Raw genomic sequence first — 16,324 nt, forward strand, 5'->3', positions numbered from 1 at the left:
ATGTTTGCGATAATCGCGGGTTTCCCTGAAAACCTCTTTGTGTGTTTCGGGGGTATCTCGGGGGCCGAATCTTTCGAATCTTTTCGTAGAGGCGCACCGGACTTGCCGGAAACGATCCGGTCACACCAGGAAAAATCATCATGAAACGCACTTATCAAGCATCCAAGACCCGCCGCGCCCGTACCCACGGTTTTCTGGTTCGTATGAAGACCCGTGGTGGTCGCGCCGTCATCAACGCGCGCCGCGCCAAGGGCCGCAAGCGCCTTTCCGTCTAACGGCACCCCAGGCGTCGTTGCCAGTCGTACCGCCCGCGCTCGTACGAACCGACGGCGCCTCGCGGTTCGCTCCCATGCAGCGGCTCAAGACCCGCGCGCAATTCCAGGCTGTACTCGCAGGTGCCACCGTGGCGCGCACCGCCCACTTTGCACTGCACCGTTGCTCGCTTGACGCTTCGTCCGGCGTGGCGTCCGCTTTCTCCGTGCAGGATGTGTGGGTTGGAGCCATGGTGCCCAAACGATGGGCGCGTCGTGCGGTTACCCGCAACGCGATCAAACGTCAGATCTACAACGTGACTGCCGCGTCCGAAGCCTCGCTGCCGCTTGCGGCATACGTGGTGCGTCTTCGCGCCGGCTTCGATCGCAAGCAATTCGTGAGCGCGGTTTCCGACAAGCTCAAGGCCGCAGTGCGGGCCGAACTTCAGCTCTTGCTGGAGCGGTCTGCTGCTGCGCGCGCATGATGCAGCGCTTCCTCATTGGTCTCGTGAAGGCCTACCGTCTGCTGCTGAGCCCCTGGCTCGGCCAGGCCTGCCGTTTCGAGCCGACCTGTTCTGTCTATGCCATCGGCGCGCTCGAGCAGCACGGCGCCCTCGGTGGCAGCTATCTCACACTGCGCCGGATCTGCCGCTGCCAGCCCTGGTGCCAGGGCGGCCACGATCCGGTTCCCTCCAAGGCACAGAACTCCGCATCGCGACCGGGGCTGTTCGCCTTCCTCTCTTCCGACAAGAAGTCTTCTTCATGAACGATATCCGCCGCACCATTCTGTGGGTGATCTTTGGCTTCTCGCTGGTGCTGCTGTGGGACCAATGGCAGGTCTACAACGGTCACCGGCCGACTTTCCTGCCGTCGGCAAAGACCGCGGCAACCGAGCAGGCGAACGCGCCGGTTGCGCCAACCGCGTCGACCAGCGGAGCGGCGCCTGCCGCATCCTCGACCAATGCTTCGGTGCCGCAGCAGACCGCGGCCCCCGCCATTGGCGAGCGCGTGACGGTGACCACCGACGTCTTCAAGGCGACCATCGATGGTGAAGGCGGCACCCTCTCCGAGCTGCAGCTGCTCAATTTCGTCGACCAGACGAACAACCACGGCCTCGTCGAATGGTTCCGCCATCTCGTGGGCCTGCCGGTGGCGCAGAACGAATCGCATCCGGTCACGCTCATGGAGAACGGTTCGCCGGCCACGCGCTACGTGGCACAGACGGGCCTGCTCAACCAGGTGCAGGCGGGCGAGCGTTTTCCCAACCATCTGACGTTGATGACGCCGCGCAGCGGCCCGCGCGAGCTGGCTGAAGGCCAGAAGACGCTCGAAGTCGCGTTCGAGTCGCAGCCGGTGGGCGGTCTGAAGTATGTCAAGACGTACGTGTTCCAGCGCGGGGACTACTCGATCCACGTCAAGCACGAGATCGTGAACGTGAGCAACCAGCCGGTCGATGCGCAGCTGTATCTGCAGTTCGTACGCCACGGCACGGTTGCGTCGAGCACGATGTTCGGCACCAACACTTTCACGGGTCCGGCCATCTTCACCGAGCAAAAGAAGTTCCAGAAGATCAACTTCACGGACATCACGAAGAACAAGGTCGAGTTGCCCGCGCCCGCCACAAACGGTTGGGTCGCGATGGTGCAGCACTACTTCGTTTCGGCGTGGCTGCTGAATGTCCCGGGCAGCGACGCGCTCAAGCGTGAGTTCCGTGTCGCGGATCTGGGCAACAACCTTTTCTCGGTCGCGATGGTTCTCGATGTGCCCAAACTGGCGCCGGGGGCAACGCAACTGATCGAATCCAACCTGTTCGCCGGCCCCGAAGAGGAGAAGAAGCTCGAAGCACTGGCGCCGGGCCTCGAACTGGTCAAGGACTACGGCATCTTCGCCATCATCTCCAAGCCGCTCTACTGGCTGCTCAACCAGCTGCACGGCATTCTCGGCAACTGGGGCTGGTCCATCGTCGCGCTGGTTTTCCTGCTGAAGGCTGCGTTCTTCTGGCTCAATGCGAAGGCTTACGCCAGCATGGCCAAGATGAAGGCGATCAACCCGCGGATCATGGAAATGCGGGAGCGCTTGAAGGACAAGCCCCAGGAGATGCAGCAGGAGATGATGCGCATCTACCGCGAGGAAAAGGTCAACCCGATGGGCGGCTGCTTCCCGATCCTGATCCAGATCCCGGTGTTCATCGCGCTGTACTGGGTGCTGCTGTCGTCGGTCGAAATGCGCCACGCGCCCTGGATTCTGTGGATCAAGGACCTCTCCGCTCCCGATCCATGGTTCATCCTGCCGGCAGTGATGACTGCGACTTCGCTGTTCCAGACCTGGCTCAACCCGACGCCGCCGGACCCGATGCAGGCCAAGCTGATGTGGATCATGCCGCTGGCATTCAGCGTGATGTTCATCTTCTTCCCGGCCGGTCTGGTGCTGTACTGGATCACCAACAACGTGCTGTCGATCGCGCAGCAGTGGTTCATCAACAAGCGCCTTGGCGTGCTTGGCAACAAACCGTCGAAGTAACCGTCACCGCACTTCGTTCAGAAAAGGGCCGCGCAAGCGGCCCTTCTCGCTGGACTTGCTGGAAGAATCGCCGTCATGCTCGCGCGCACCTCCGATCCGATCATTGCCATCGCCACTGCCTCCGGGCGGGGCGCCGTCGGCATCGTGCGGATCTCCGGCGCGCAGATGGCACCCGTCATTGCGGCCATTTGTCGACGGCCCTTGAAGGCGCGCGAGGCAACCTATTTGCCCTTCCGTGACGCGCAAGGGATGCCGATTGATCACGGACTTGCGATTCACTTTCCCGCACCTCATTCGTTCACCGGCGAAGACGTGCTCGAACTGCAAGCGCACGGCGGACCGGTCGTGTTGCAACTGCTGCTGGCCCGCTGTCTCGAAGCGGCGGCCGAGTTCGATGTCGCCAGTGGCCAGGCGCGGCTTCCCGGCCTGCGGGTGGCCGAACCCGGGGAATTCAGCCAGCGCGCTTTTCTGAACGGCAAGATCGACCTGGCCCAGGCGGAGGCGATCGCCGATCTGATCGATGCCAGCACCGAGGCGGCCGCGCGCAGTGCGGGCCGGTCCCTTTCCGGTGCGTTCTCCGAAGAAATTCATGGCTTGCTCGACGCATTGGTTCGCCTGCGGATGCTGGTCGAGGCCACACTCGACTTTCCGGACGAGGAGATCGACTTTCTCCAGGAAGCCGACGCGATCGGCCAACTCGCCGCCTTGAAAGCACAACTTGCCGTGGTGCAGAACCGCGCGCGCCAAGGCGCGTTGCTGCGCGAAGGCATCAAGGTGGTGATCGCCGGGCAGCCCAACGCCGGCAAGAGCTCGTTGCTCAACGCCTTGGCGGGTGCCGAGCTGGCGATCGTGAGTTCGGTCGCCGGCACCACGCGCGACGTGGTCTCCGAGACCATTCAGATCCACGGCGTACCTCTGCATGTGGTCGACACAGCCGGGCTCCGCGAAAGCGTCGACGAGGTTGAGCAAATCGGCATCGCTCGCGCATGGGGGCAGATCGAAGGCGCCGACGCCGTGCTCTTCCTCCACGACCTCACACGCGTTGCGCTACCCGACTATGCGGCGGCCGACGCCGAGATCACGCGCGACCTGGTGAATCGCCTGTCTGTCGGGGTGCCGGTGATCGATGTCTGGAGCAAGCTGGACGCTACGCCGGTTGCGGCGCCAGCCAGCGGCGTCAGCCTTTCCGCAAAAACCGGCTTCGGCATTGAGGCGCTGCGCACTCGCCTTCTCGAAGTAGCGGGCTGGCAGGCGGTGCCTGAGGGGGTCTATCTGGCACGCGCTCGCCACGTCCAGGCACTGATGCGGGTCGAACAGCACATCGACGTTGCCGCCGAGCACCTGGCGGCACGCGCTCAATCGCTGGATTTGCTCGCAGAGGAACTGCGGCTCGCGCAGAACGCCTTGAACGAAATCACCGGTGAATTTGGTGCTGATGACCTACTCGGCGTGATCTTTTCCCGTTTTTGCATCGGCAAATAGCCACGAGTGTGTGTGTTTGTGACATTTGTCACCGCGCATTCCTGGATTCGCGGATACTTCTGCCCGATCAGCAGGGCCTCATCACGATGTCTTCAAGCATTCAAGATCTTTGCCGCGCCATCGCCCAGAACACGAGCTACGACGCTTTCGCGCCTGCGTTCAACGCGCAGCAGTGGGAGACCGTCGGCAGTTACCTACAGCCTTTCGACCTCGCCGTCGGCCAGGTGCTGATCGACCAGGGCGCCCATGACCGCACCCTCTTCTTCATAGAGAGCGGCGCGCTGAGCGTCCATGTGATCGGCGACAAGGGTCAGATGCAATTGGCCATCCTCAACCCCGGCTCCGTGGTGGGCGAAGGCGCGTTCTTTTCCAGGCTGCCGCGATCGGCCAACGTGATCGCCACCGGGGCGGCCCGCGTCTGGCGGTTGACCGCGCTGCGCTTCAGCGAGATGTCCAACAGGCAACCTTCGCTCGCGCTGGAAATGACCATGAGCTTGGGCGCCGTCATCGCCAAGCGGATGGTCAACAAGCCCAAGCGGGTGGCCGTCACCTGAATCCGGCATGCCGGTGACATGCACCGAGTGCCGCACGTCCAACCGGGACGGGGCGAGGTTCTGCAAAGGCTGCGGTCGCAGGATCAAGGTCGCGCCCATGGGGGAGGAATGGCCGGCCACGCAGCGCATGGCCTACCCGGGCGAGGAATTGCGGGCGCGCAGGGCCGAAACAGTCTTGCCGGCGTCTCCTCGCGTCCTCAAGGGGTCTTCAGCGCCTGTCAGACCTCAAGCGCCTCCGCCGGCGCAACGTGCCGCGCAGCCAGCGCCCCGACGAGCAAGCGCCGCTTCTGCCCAGGTCGCCAACAATGGCAAGACGGCTCGCAGGATCAGGCCTGCTGCTTGGATCGTGCTTGCGTTCGCGTTGATCGCCGGAGCCTGCTGGTATGCGCTCGGCTCCGATCAAGACGTCCCCCCGCCGGTGACACCGGCCGTCCCGACGGCTGGATCGGCCCCCGCACCCATCCCGGAGCTGACACCGCCCACGGCCACGGTCGAGCCGCCAATCGCTGTCCCCGCACCGGCACCGGAGCCGCCGCCGGTCATCGCTGAAGCTCCCACACCACCCAAGCAATCCGTAGCGCCCAAGGTGCGCAAGCCGGTGTCCGCGCCACCGCCGCCTCCTGCAGCGCCCGTGGAGGTCCAGGCTCCGGCACCCGCACCGGCGCCCGAACCCGCGCCGCCGGCCAATCCACAGGCAGCTTGCGGCAATCTGAATTTCTTCTCGCGCGCGCGGTGCATGGCCGCGCAATGCGCGAAGCCCGAATTCGCCACGCATTCCCAGTGCGACGCCGTGCGGCGCCAGCAACAGATCGAGGAAGAGAAGCGCAATCCGTCGCTGCTCAACTGAGCCGCGCGGCAGGTCGGCTTCAGCCCTTCTGAAGCTTGTCGATGGCCATGGCCAACGCGCCGGGCTTGCCCGACAGCACTAGAGTGTCGCCGTCCGCGAGCACCGCGTCGTCCGTCGCGTCAGCGGTCTTGCCGTCGCGACGGCGCAGGCTTGCCACGCGCACACCCAGCGCTTCGAGCGCCAGGCGCGCGAGCGGTTGGCCGATAGCGCGCGCGCCGGCCGACAGCGTGAAGGTGTTGAGCCGCACGTGATCCAGTTCGTCGGCCTTGTCGTCGTCGGCGCCGTGGAAGTAGCCGCGCAGCAGGTTGTAGCGGGCGTCGCGCTGGTCCTGCACCACGCGGATCACGCGCCGCATCGGCACGCCGACCAGCGCCAACGCATGGCTCGCCAGCATGAGCGAGCCTTCGATGGCCTCCGGCACCACCTCGGTAGCGCCTGCCGTCTGCAGCTTTTCGAGATCGCGGTCGTCCTGCGTCCGGACAATGACGGGCACCTGCGGTGCGTGTGCGCGCGCATTCGCGAGCACTTTGAGCGCACCCGGCACGTCGTGATAGGTCACGACCAGTGCACTCGCCCGCGCGAGGCCCGCAGCCATCAGCGCCTGCAGCCGCGACGCGTCGCCGAAGACTACAGAGTCGCCCGCCGCTGCGGCCTGCCGGACGCGGTCGGGATCGAGGTCGAGCGCCAGGTAGGGGATCCCCTCGCGCTCCAGCACCCGCGCGAGGTTCTGTCCGCAGCGACCGTAGCCGCAGATGATCACGTGCTGGGCCGTGTTGATCGTCTTGCGCGCAATCGTCGTCATCTGCAGCGACTGTTGCAGCCAGTCGCTGGCGACCAGCTTCCGGACGATGCGGTTGCTGTACATGATGATGAACGGCGTCGACAGCATCGACAGCACCATCGACGCAAGCACCGGATTCACCAGCCATTCCGGCAAAAGGCTCTTGCCTTGCGCGAGCGCAAGCAGAACAAAGCCGAATTCACCCGCCTGCGCGAGGTAGAGACCCGTGCGCAGCGACACGCCCGTCGTCGCGCCCAGGAGGCGGGCCAGCGCGGTGACCAGCGTGAGCTTGAATGCCAAAGGCAGCAGGAGCAGAAGCAACACCACCGCCCAATGCTGCACGACGACATGCCAGTCGAGCGACATCCCGATCGTGATGAAGAACAGCCCCAGCAGCACGTCATGGAACGGGCGGATGTCCGTTTCCACCTGGTGCTTGAACTCGGTCTCGGAGACGAGCATGCCTGCGACGAACGCCCCCAGCGCCAGGCTCAGCCCGGCCAATTCCGTCAGCCAGGCCAACCCCAGCGTCACCAGCAGCAGGTTGAGCATGAAGAGTTCCTCGCTACGCCGGCGCGCGACGAGCGTCAACCACCAGCGCATGATGCGCGGGCCGCCGTAGAGCAGCACCGCGATCAGCAGTGCCGCCTTGATGACGGCGATGGCGAGTGCCTTCAGCAGTGCTTCGGGCGGCGCACCCAGCGCGGGGATGATGACCAGCAGTGGAACCACTGCAAGATCCTGGAACAGCAGAACGCCCATGACCCGCTTGCCGTGCTCGCTGTCGATCTCCAGGCGCTCCGCCATCAGCTTCACGACGATCGCGGTGCTGCTCATCGCGAGTGCACCCGATAGCACCAGCGCGGTCTGCCAGTTCAGTTGCCGGGCGGCCGGCATCATCGTGGACACCAGCAGCGCGCCGGCGGTCGCGATCGCGATGGTCAGTACCACCTGCAGCAGCCCGAGGCCGAACACGTGCTTTCGCATGGCCCGCAGCTTGGGCAGGCTGAATTCGAGGCCGATCACGAACATCAGGAAGACCACGCCGAACTCGCCGAGGTGCTGGATGCCTTCGGAGTTCTGCGCCAGCGCGAAGGCGTGCGGCCCGATCAGGACGCCGGCTGTCAGATAGCCCAGCATCGGCGGCAGCTTGAGGAACCGGCACACGACCACGCCGATCACTGCCGCGAGCAGATACATCAGGGTGAGATCGAACGAGGTCATGAGCCGATGCTACTGAATGTGGCCGGATTCCCGCGTCCCGCGTTTCACCCTGTTCCCCATATTTCTACCGTTCCGGTCGCGCCCGATAAAATTCCGCGATGAGCTCTCGCCCTGATCTGCCCTCCGCGGCCACGCCCGAAGCCATGCTCGCACGGGCGCGCGTCACCTTCGACATCGAAGCTGCTGCCGTGCTCGGCCTGAAGGATCGGGTCGGACCCAGCTTCGTCGACGCCGTCCGCAAGATTCTTGACGTTCGCGGACGTGTCGTCGTCATGGGCATGGGCAAGAGCGGCCATGTGGGTCGCAAGATCGCGGCCACCCTCGCATCGACCGGCACGCCGGCAATGTTCGTGCATCCCGCCGAAGCGAGCCATGGCGACCTCGGGATGATCAAGGCCGTAGATCTCGTGCTCGCCATCTCCAACAGCGGCGAAGTCGAGGAACTCACCGTCATTCTTCCTGTCGTCAAACGCCAGGGCGTGCCGCTGATCGGGATGACCGGCCGAGCCGATTCCACGCTCGCGCGCCACGCCGACATCGTTCTGGACAGCGGCGTCGAGAAAGAGGCCTGCCCGCTCAACCTGGCGCCGACCGCCAGCACCACGGCGCAAATGGCCCTGGGCGATGCACTCGCAGTTGCCCTGCTCGATGCGCGAGGCTTCGGCACCGACGATTTCGCGCGATCGCATCCCGGCGGCGCGCTGGGCCGGAAGCTGCTTACCCATGTCAGCGACGTCATGCGCTCAGGCGACGACGTGCCGCGCGTTCCGCCTGAAGCCAGCTTCACCGACCTGATGCGCGAGATGAGCGCGAAGGGGCTCGGCGCCGCCGCAGTCGTCGGTGCGGATGGTCGAGCGATCGGGATCTTCACCGACGGCGACCTCCGCCGGCAGGTCGAAACGGGCGCGGATCTGCGTGCGCTGACCGCCCGCGATGTCATGCATGTCGGTCCACGCACCTTGCGCGCCGAGGCGCTGGCCGCCGAAGCGGCGGAGGTCATGGAGCAACATCGCATCACCAGCGTGCTGGTCGTTGACGCCTCCGGAGTGCTCATCGGTGTGCTCAGCATCAACGACCTGATGCGCGCGAAAGTCATCTGATGCCCGTGGAATTCAAGGCGGAGACCCTGCTCGTCGCGCAGGACGTTCGCATCGCGTTCTTCGACGTCGATGGCGTGCTGACCGACGGCGGCGTGTATTTCAGCGAGCATGGCGAGACGCTCAAGCGCTTCAGCATCCTCGACGGCTACGGCCTCAAGCTGCTGCGCTCGGCCGGCATCAAACCGGCGGTGATCACCGGCCGCGACTCCAAACCGCTGCGGGTACGGCTTGAGGCGCTGGGCATCGAACACGTGCGTTACGGCACCGAGAACAAGCTCCCCGCCGCGGAGGCCATGCTGGCATCGCTGGGCCTGGACTGGACGCAAGCCGCCGCGATCGGCGACGACTGGCCCGATCTCCCTGTGCTCACGCGCGTCGCGTTCGCCGCGGCACCCGCAAACGCTCACGCTGAAGTGCGTGCCATCGCGCACCATGTGACAAGCGCGCGCGGCGGCGAAGGCGCTGCGCGCGAGTTTTGCGACCTGCTTCTGACTGCAGGCGGGCACTACCGTCGATTCCTGGATGCTGCAAGAGGCCTGCCCGCATGAAGTCGGCCTGGAGCCTGCTGCGTGACGGATTCGATCGCGTCACGATCTATCTGCCCCTGATCCTGACCGCGGCGCTCGCACTGGGCACCTATTGGCTCGTTCGCAATGCGCCCAAGCTGCTGGAGCCTGCGCCGAAGGAGGCACCGGTCCACGAACCCGATTTCTTCATGCGCGGCTTCGTCGTGAAGAGCTTCCTGCCCAGCGGCGAGTTGCGCAGCGAGCTGTTCGGCAAGGAAGGCCGGCACTACCCGGACAACGACACGCTCGAGGTCGACGAAGTGCGATTCCGCTCCATCTCGGATGACGGGCTGGTCATGCACGGTACGGCGCAACGCGGCCTCTCGAACGGCGACGGCACCGAAATCCAGTTGTTCGGCAACGCGATCGTGATCCGCGATGCGGCGGTCGGTGCCAACGGCGCGGTCATTCCTCGCCTGGAGTTTCGAGGCGACTTCCTGCACGTCTTCACTGACACGGAGCGCGTGAAGTCGAACAAGCCGGTGGAACTCACGCGTGGCACCGACAAGTTCACCTCGGACTCGATGGACTATGACAACACGACCGGCATCGCCAATCTCCAGGGCCGCGTCCGTGGCGTCCTGATTCCGTCGCAGGTCCCGGCGGCCGGCAAGCGCTAACACCCCATGAAGCGTCTCGCATTCATTACCGGTGCGTCCAGCGGCATCGGGCAGGCTTTGGCTGCGCGCTTCCATGACGCGGGCTACGATCTTGCGCTCGTCGCGCGGCGTACGGCCGAGATCGAAGCCTGGGTCGCGGAGAAGAAGATTGACGCTTCTCGGGTCGGCATCTACAGCGCCGATGTGGCGCAGATCGACAGCATCGTCGCGGCCGGCACTGCTTGCCTCGAACAGCAAGGCTTGCCCGATGTGGTGATCGCCAATGCCGGCATCAGCGTCGGGATCGACACAGCCGAGCGCAGCGACCTCGATGTGTTCGCGCGGCTGCTGGCGATCAACAACGTCGGCGTGGCCGCGACTTTCCATCCCTTCGTGCGCGCGATGCAGTCGCGCGGCAGTGGCCGGCTCGTGGGCATCGGAAGCGTTGCAGCCATTCGCGGCCTGCCGGGGCATGGTGCCTACTGCGCGAGCAAGGCGGGTGTGGTGGCGTATTGCGAGAGCCTGCGAACGGAGCTTCGCGGCAGCGGCGTCAAGGTCGTGACCATTTCGCCTGGCTATGTCGACACCCCGCTGACGCAGGGGAACCGATACGGCATGCCGTTCCTGATGCAGCCGTCCGATTTCGCCGACAAGGCGTTCGACGCGGTCGAGTCAGGTACGAGCTATCGCGTGATTCCGTGGCAGATGGGCGTGGTCGCGAAGCTTCTGCGCGCTCTTCCCAATGCCCTGTTCGACCGCGTCGTCCAGGGTCGCGGGCGAAAACGGCGCGCGAGCGAGTAGGCGGATTCTTCAAGGCGCCCGCCATGAAAAAAGGCTCCCGAGGGGAGCCTTTTTAATTCCGAGGTGGAGAGAGGTCGAGCGATCAGTAGCCGCTGTTGCCACCGCTGCCGCCACCGTAACCGCCGCGGCCACCGCCGCCGCCGCCACGCGGGCCAGCGCCGTACGGGCTGCGGAAACCGCCGTCGCCACCGCGACCGCCGCCGCCACCACCGTAGCCGCCACCACCACCACCGCCGTAACCACCGCCGCCGCTGCGACCGCCACCACCGTAGCCGCCGCCACCGCCGCCGTAACCACCACCGCCGCCGCCGCCGTAGCCGCCGCCGCTACGCGGAGGACGCGCTTCCATGGGGCGCGCTTCGTTCACCACCACGCTGCGGCCACCCAGGGGCTGACCGTTCATGCCGTTGATGGCCGCCTGCGCTTCCGCCTCGCTACCCATCTCGACAAAACCAAAGCCCTTGGAACGACCGGTATCGCGCTCCATCATGACTTTGGCGCTGGTGACGGCACCGAATTGGCCGAAAGCTTGCTCGAGATCGCCGTCGCGCACCGAGTAAGGCAGATTACCGACGTACAGTTTGTTGCCCATTAAGGGACTCCTAGTAAACACAGAAAAAAAGCGATGGAGTCCCGAAAGCACCACAGGTCGAAAACACTCGACAAGTTGCGCGAAACTGACCGATCACCGATTGCACCCGACCCAAATGCGGAGGGATGCTCGCGCATTATGTGGGAAATACGTGTTGTGCAACTAGGAATTTGCCCCCAGTACCACCCCCGGGAAAAATAAACTACAAGTTGGCACACACTTACAACCAAGGCGCGGCAGTAGGCTACAATCCCACCGTCATTGGGGAGTAGCCGCCTTCCATTGCGAGAAGGGTTTGCGTCAACAGACTTGTCCTACACCATGTGGGATATGGCGTAAGCAGCGTGCAGCCTGGCGAGACCTTTGACCGCGCAACTTCGGGTTTGGCCGAGGAGTGGCGCGGTCAATTGCGTCTTCGGCCGAGGAAACCTACGTATTCATGGAAGCTTTTTTCGTTGCCACCGGCGTGGTCGCGCTCGCCGAAATGGGCGACAAGACCCAGCTGCTCTCCCTCGTGCTCGCTGCGCGATTCCGCAAGCCCTGGCCCATTGTCCTGGGCATCTTCACTGCCACCGTGCTGAACCACGCATTGGCCGGCGCCGTCGGCAACTGGATCACGCACTTCCTCGGCCCGACGGTACTTCGATGGATCCTTGGCGGCTCCTTCATCGCGATGGCACTCTGGATGCTCATCCCCGACAAGCTCGACGATGACGAACTCCCCAGCTCCTCGCACTTCGGCGTGTTCGGCACCACGGCGATCGCCTTCTTCCTCGCCGAGATGGGCGACAAGACACAGATCGCGACGGTCATGCTCGCGGCCCGCTACGTGGACGCCTACGTGTGGGTCGTCATGGGCACGACGATCGGGATGATGCTGGCCAACGCGCCGGTCGTCTGGCTTGGAGAGCGCATCGTGCGCCGCGTGCCGATCAAGCTCGTGCACAGCATTTCTGCCGTCATCTTCCTGGTGCTCGGTGTGGCTGCGTTGATCGACTGGGGTTGAGCCGCGGATCGGCGCTGGGCATATACTTCCGCACGCGCCGATTTGCTCCAGCTTGCGGGCGCTTGATAAATGCAGCTAAAGACGGACGCCGTGACCCGGCTCGTTTTTGGCGAGGCCGGGTTTTTTCATTCATGCCGTTCGTCGTCACACCGCAATCGATGCAGTTTGCCGGGCCGCTGGCCCTGCGCAGCGGCGCGTCGATCTCCAACTACTCGCTCGCCTATGAAACATATGGCGAACTCAACGCGGACCGCAGCAATGCGGTGCTCGTCTGTCATGCGCTCAATGCGTCGCACCACGTAGCCGGCGTGTACGCGGGGCAGGAGCGGTCCGAAGGCTGGTGGGACAACATGATCGGTCCCGGCAAGCCCGTCGACACCGACCGCTTCTTCGTCATCGGGATCAACAATCTCGGTTCCTGCTTCGGCTCGACCGGGCCGATGCACACGAATCCGGAAACCGGCCGTGCCTACGGCGCCGACTTCCCGGTGGTGACGGTGGAGGACTGGGTCAACGCGCAAGCCGCTCTCCTCGACGAACTCGGTATCCGCACCTTGGCCGCTGTGATGGGCGGCAGCCTCGGCGGCATGCAGGCGCTGTCGTGGACGCTCCAATATCCCGAGCGCGTGCGCCATGCCGTGGTCATCGCGAGCGCACCGAGCCTCACGGCGCAGAACATCGCGTTCAACGAAGTCGCCCGCAGAGCCATCGTGACCGATCCCGACTTTCACGGCGGCCATTTCTACGAGCACAGCGTCATACCCCAGCGCGGATTGCGGATCGCGCGAATGATCGGCCACATCACCTACCAGAGCGACGACGTGATGAACGAGAAGTTCGGCCGTGCGTTGCGCAACGCGGTCGAAGGCAGTGCGGGTCGCCAGGACTTCCTTTACTCGACGCAGGAAGTCGAATTCCAGATCGAAAGCTACCTGCGCTACAACGGCGACAAGTTCAGCGAGTACTTCGACGCCAATACGTACCTGCTCATTACGCGCGCGCTCGACTATTTCGATCCGGCGCGGGCGCATGGTGGCGATCTTCGTGCCGCTCTGGCCAAGGCGATGGCCAAGTTCCTGATCGTGAGCTTCACCACCGACTGGCGCTTCTCGCCCGCCCGTAGCCGCGAGATCGTGAAGGGGCTGCTCGACAACCGGCGCAACGTGAGCTATGCCGAGATCGATGCGCCGCACGGTCACGATGCCTTTCTTCTCGACGACGTGCGCTACATGAGCGTTGTTCGCTCCTACTTCGATCGCATCGCTGCATCGGTCACCCACAACGAGGGCGCATCGTCATGAGCGACCTGGACACCCAACAGCTCATCGCGCGGCTCGTGCCGGAAGGCTCCCGCGTGCTCGATCTCGGCTGCGGCGACGGCGCGCTGCTCGATCTTCTCCAACGCGAGCGCGGCTGCACTGGCTACGGCGTCGAGATTGCCGACGGCAACGTGTTGCATTGTGTCCGTCGTGGTGTCGACGTGATCCAGCTCAACCTCGACGAAGGTCTCGCCATGTTCGACGACGCGTCGTTCGACGTGGTGCTTCAGATCGACACGCTCCAGCATCTGCGCAATGCGGAAGTCATGCTGCGCGAAACCGCGCGCGTCGGTCGCATCGGCGTCGTGGCCTTCCCGAACTTTGCGCACTGGCCCAACCGCATCAGCATCGCCCGCGGCCGCATGCCGGTCACGAAGCGGCTGCCCTACCAGTGGTACGACACACCGAACATCCGCGTCGGCACGTTCAAGGACTTTGAAGTCCTCGCGGGCAAGAACCGGCTGCGCGTGCTCGACGCCTTCGGTCTCGAAAACGGACGCGAGGTCCGTTGGTTGCCCAATGCTCGCGCGAGCACGGCCGTCTTCAAGTTCGAGCGCGGCTGAACGCACACGCGAGGCCCTTGGGGCAGCTCATGTCGTTCACGCTGGCCGTTCCCGTTCATAGCGAACTGATCATTCGCAAGAGCCGCTTCATCGGCTGCGTCCAGCCGGTTGCGGATCGGGCCGCGGCGCAAACTGTTGTCGCTGCCTTGCGAAGCGAACATCCCGGTGCCGCACACGTGTGCTGGGCGCTGATGGCCGGGGGCCAGTCGGCAGCGAACGACGACGGAGAGCCCGGCGGCACGGCGGGCCGTCCGATGCTCGAAGTGCTTCGGCATCACGAGCTCGAAAGCGTGCTCGCAACGGTGGTGCGCTACTTTGGTGGCGTCAAGCTTGGGGCTGGTGGACTTGTGCGTGCCTACACCGACAGCGTTGCCCAGGCACTGGCAGGTGCGGCGCTTGTTCCGTTGGTACGACAGCGCCAATTGCACTGCGCAGTGCCTTATGCGCTAGAGGGCATCGTGCGAAGAGAAATCGCAAGCGTCGGCGCCACGCTGAACGATGTGCGGCACGAGAGCCTGGTGCGCTTCGCTTTTGCTCTGCCGGAGCCTTCCGCAGACGACTTCATCGCGCGGCTCGACGATGCGACGCAAGGTCGCGCTGCATGGTCGAAAGTTTGATCGAGCACTCGAGAGAAAACGAAAGTGTTGATTCGCGCGTGCGCATGACTTATTCGGTTACGCCTCTTGCGCAATGAAGTGCCGCCAAGCGTAAAGGCGTTCTTAGGATAGGCGTTTTCGAGGAGCTCCCCATTGGCTACACAGTCCCCCTTCTTCGGCAAGCGTGATCGCGAAGCCGACAATCTCACGTCCCGTCCCGCGCCGCTGATGGGTTCCGGCACCAATCTCTCGGGCACGCCCGTCAATCCGTCGACCCTCACCACGCAAGCTGCCAATGCTGCTGCGAGCGTCGCCAAGGAAGGCGGCAGCAAGCTCACCGTCGGCCCGAACATCAAGCTCAAGGGCGTCGAGATCACGGACTGCGACACGCTCGTGGTCGAAGGTCTGGTCGAAGCGACGATGGATTCGCGTGTGATGCAGATCGCGGAGCAAGGCGCGTTCAAGGGGTCGGCCGAGATCGACATCGCCGAGATCCGCGGCCTGTTCGACGGCAACCTCACCGTTCGCGAGAAGCTCGTCATTCATTCGACCGGCAAGGTCACCGGCAAGATCCGCTACGGCAAGATCGTCATCGAGGAAGGCGGCCAGCTTTCCGGCGAGATCAGCTTCGGCGCAGCCACGTCGGGCAGCAAGCCCGCCGCGTCCTCGCTGCAAGCCGCAGCCTGAGGCGCGCTCAGCGCAACCGCTCGATCAAGGCACCGGCAGCCGCCGGTGCCTTTTCTTTTGCGCCGTTGATGAAGAACACGAACACATCGCGCGCATCCGAGCCCTTCTTCTTCCCTTCGTCGACCAGTGCCAGCGACGAAGGCGCACCGCCCTTCGCCCAGGTCTTCGCGTTGTCGGCCCATTCGTCGAGCGCCTTCGGCGCGTAGCCCGCGCTGTACTTCGCATCGCTGTTCATCAAGCGCGCGTAGACGAAGTCGCCCGTGAGGTCGGCGATCGCTGGAAATTTCGGCGAATCAGTGAACACCGTTGCCACCTTGTATTTGCGCGCCAGCGCGAGGTACTCGGCGGTGCGGAAGCTCTCGTGGCGCACGTCGAGCACATGCCGCAGCGCAAGGCTGCCCTCCTTCTTCGGCAGCAGTTCGAGAAAGCCCGCGAGGTCCTCGGGGTCGAAGACTTTCGTCGGCATGAACTGCCACACGATCGGTCCGAGCTTGCTGCCGAGTTCGCCGATTCCGCTTTCCACAAAACGCCGGATCGAGTCGCCGGCCGTCGCGAGCTCCTTGCGGTTGGTCGAAAAGCGCGAGGCCTTGAGCGAGAAAACGAAGTCTTCGGGTGTCTCGTCGTGCCACTTCTTGAAACTTGCCGGCCTGAAAGTGCTGTAGTACGTGCCGTTGACCTCGATGGCGGTCAGGTGGCGACTTGCGTAGTTGAGTTCCTGCGCATGCGGAAGACCGGCCGGATAGAAGTTGTCGCGCCATGGTTCGTACGTCCACCCGCCGATGCCGACACGGATGCGTTGCGATGCGGAGACCTCGGTGTGCGGGGGCATGGCAGTC

At 64.4% G+C, this 16,324-nt stretch carries 19 protein-coding genes and 1 riboswitch; of the genes, 16 read left to right on the plus strand and 3 right to left on the minus strand.

The annotated features are described in order from the left end of the window. Window positions 1-140 precede the first annotated feature (140 nt). The 7 genes from rpmH to FHW64_RS23960 all read left to right on the plus strand — a co-directional run bounded on the left by rpmH (window position 141) and on the right by FHW64_RS23960 (window position 5,654). On the plus strand, window positions 141-275 hold the full coding sequence (gene rpmH / locus FHW64_RS23930) for a 50S ribosomal protein L34 (RefSeq protein ID WP_088958522.1): 135 nt from the start codon (window positions 141-143) through the stop codon (window positions 273-275). Window positions 276-349: 74 nt separating this feature from the next. Beyond that, window positions 350-736, plus strand: a complete 387-nt coding sequence (locus FHW64_RS23935) for a ribonuclease P protein component (protein WP_184530722.1) — start codon at window positions 350-352, stop codon at window positions 734-736. After that, window positions 733-1,017, plus strand: coding sequence for a membrane protein insertion efficiency factor YidD (yidD, locus tag FHW64_RS23940; RefSeq protein ID WP_184530723.1), 285 nt, complete (start codon window positions 733-735; stop codon window positions 1,015-1,017). The genes FHW64_RS23935 and yidD overlap by 4 nt, the downstream gene beginning before the upstream one ends. After that, a complete protein-coding gene (yidC, locus tag FHW64_RS23945; protein WP_184530724.1) occupies window positions 1,014-2,771 on the plus strand; it encodes a membrane protein insertase YidC in 1,758 nt (585 codons plus the stop codon). Before yidD ends, yidC begins: the two co-directional genes overlap by 4 nt. Before the next feature lie 75 nt (window positions 2,772-2,846). Further along, window positions 2,847-4,253 (plus strand): tRNA uridine-5-carboxymethylaminomethyl(34) synthesis GTPase MnmE, encoded by a 1,407-nt coding sequence (mnmE, locus tag FHW64_RS23950; protein WP_184530725.1) that lies wholly within the window; start codon window positions 2,847-2,849, stop codon window positions 4,251-4,253. 86 nt (window positions 4,254-4,339) lie between these two features. Further along, window positions 4,340-4,807 carry a Crp/Fnr family transcriptional regulator gene (locus FHW64_RS23955; protein WP_184530726.1) on the plus strand — a complete coding sequence of 156 codons (468 nt, stop codon included), beginning with the start codon at window positions 4,340-4,342 and terminating at the stop codon, window positions 4,805-4,807. 346 nt (window positions 4,808-5,153) lie between these two features. Then, entirely contained in the window at window positions 5,154-5,654 is a 501-nt protein-coding gene (locus tag FHW64_RS23960; RefSeq protein WP_184530727.1) for a hypothetical protein, read from the plus strand. 19 nt (window positions 5,655-5,673) lie between these two features. Here FHW64_RS23960 and FHW64_RS23965 read toward each other — a convergent pair whose 3' ends face one another. Then, window positions 5,674-7,659, minus strand: coding sequence for a monovalent cation:proton antiporter family protein (locus FHW64_RS23965; protein WP_184530728.1), 1,986 nt, complete (start codon window positions 7,657-7,659; stop codon window positions 5,674-5,676). A 98-nt stretch (window positions 7,660-7,757) separates the two neighbouring features. Here FHW64_RS23965 and FHW64_RS23970 point away from each other — a divergent pair, with 98 nt between their 5' ends. Genes FHW64_RS23970 through FHW64_RS23985 form a run of 4 tightly spaced genes read left to right on the plus strand, consistent with a single transcriptional unit; the run spans window position 7,758 to window position 10,725 of the window. Then, window positions 7,758-8,759 carry an SIS domain-containing protein gene (locus FHW64_RS23970; protein ID WP_184530729.1) on the plus strand — a complete coding sequence of 334 codons (1,002 nt, stop codon included), beginning with the start codon at window positions 7,758-7,760 and terminating at the stop codon, window positions 8,757-8,759. Then, complete coding sequence (locus FHW64_RS23975; protein WP_184530730.1) at window positions 8,759-9,307, plus strand: HAD family hydrolase; 549 nt, start codon at window positions 8,759-8,761, stop codon at window positions 9,305-9,307. Before FHW64_RS23970 ends, FHW64_RS23975 begins: the two co-directional genes overlap by 1 nt. Beyond that, window positions 9,304-9,945, plus strand: coding sequence for an LPS export ABC transporter periplasmic protein LptC (gene lptC / locus FHW64_RS23980; protein ID WP_184530731.1), 642 nt, complete (start codon window positions 9,304-9,306; stop codon window positions 9,943-9,945). The genes FHW64_RS23975 and lptC overlap by 4 nt, the downstream gene beginning before the upstream one ends. 6 nt (window positions 9,946-9,951) lie before the next feature. Beyond that, window positions 9,952-10,725: an SDR family oxidoreductase gene (locus FHW64_RS23985; protein ID WP_184530732.1), complete on the plus strand. Its 774-nt coding sequence runs from the start codon at window positions 9,952-9,954 to the stop codon at window positions 10,723-10,725. A gap of 82 nt (window positions 10,726-10,807) precedes the next feature. On the opposite strand, the gene FHW64_RS23990 is transcribed toward FHW64_RS23985, so the two are convergent. Further along, a complete protein-coding gene (locus FHW64_RS23990) occupies window positions 10,808-11,317 on the minus strand; it encodes an RNA-binding protein (RefSeq protein WP_184530733.1) in 510 nt (169 codons plus the stop codon). A 251-nt stretch (window positions 11,318-11,568) separates the two neighbouring features. Further along, window positions 11,569-11,748, plus strand: a riboswitch (yybP-ykoY riboswitch). Window positions 11,749-11,756: 8 nt separating this feature from the next. Between FHW64_RS23990 and FHW64_RS23995 the strand changes: the two genes are divergently transcribed. The 5 genes from FHW64_RS23995 to FHW64_RS24015 all read left to right on the plus strand — a co-directional run bounded on the left by FHW64_RS23995 (window position 11,757) and on the right by FHW64_RS24015 (window position 15,488). Then, the gene (locus FHW64_RS23995) at window positions 11,757-12,323 is read left to right on the plus strand and encodes a TMEM165/GDT1 family protein (RefSeq protein ID WP_184530734.1); all 567 of its coding nucleotides are present in this window, start codon (window positions 11,757-11,759) and stop codon (window positions 12,321-12,323) included. Between the two features lie 131 nt (window positions 12,324-12,454). Then, window positions 12,455-13,624: a homoserine O-acetyltransferase gene (locus tag FHW64_RS24000; RefSeq protein ID WP_184530735.1), complete on the plus strand. Its 1,170-nt coding sequence runs from the start codon at window positions 12,455-12,457 to the stop codon at window positions 13,622-13,624. Further along, window positions 13,621-14,205: a methionine biosynthesis protein MetW gene (gene metW / locus FHW64_RS24005; RefSeq protein WP_184530736.1), complete on the plus strand. Its 585-nt coding sequence runs from the start codon at window positions 13,621-13,623 to the stop codon at window positions 14,203-14,205. The genes FHW64_RS24000 and metW overlap by 4 nt, the downstream gene beginning before the upstream one ends. Window positions 14,206-14,234: 29 nt before the next feature. Next, window positions 14,235-14,822 (plus strand): YigZ family protein, encoded by a 588-nt coding sequence (locus FHW64_RS24010; protein WP_184530737.1) that lies wholly within the window; start codon window positions 14,235-14,237, stop codon window positions 14,820-14,822. A gap of 132 nt (window positions 14,823-14,954) precedes the next feature. Beyond that, window positions 14,955-15,488, plus strand: a complete 534-nt coding sequence (locus FHW64_RS24015; RefSeq protein WP_184530738.1) for a polymer-forming cytoskeletal protein — start codon at window positions 14,955-14,957, stop codon at window positions 15,486-15,488. Window positions 15,489-15,495: 7 nt separating this feature from the next. Here the strand turns inward: FHW64_RS24015 and FHW64_RS24020 are convergent, their stop codons facing one another. Further along, window positions 15,496-16,317: a DUF72 domain-containing protein gene (locus tag FHW64_RS24020; RefSeq protein ID WP_184530739.1), complete on the minus strand. Its 822-nt coding sequence runs from the start codon at window positions 16,315-16,317 to the stop codon at window positions 15,496-15,498. Window positions 16,318-16,324 lie beyond the last annotated feature (7 nt).

It is taken from the genome of Variovorax sp. Sphag1AA (assembly GCF_014192575.1).
In the GTDB taxonomy this organism is placed as follows: domain Bacteria; phylum Pseudomonadota; class Gammaproteobacteria; order Burkholderiales; family Burkholderiaceae_C; genus Variovorax.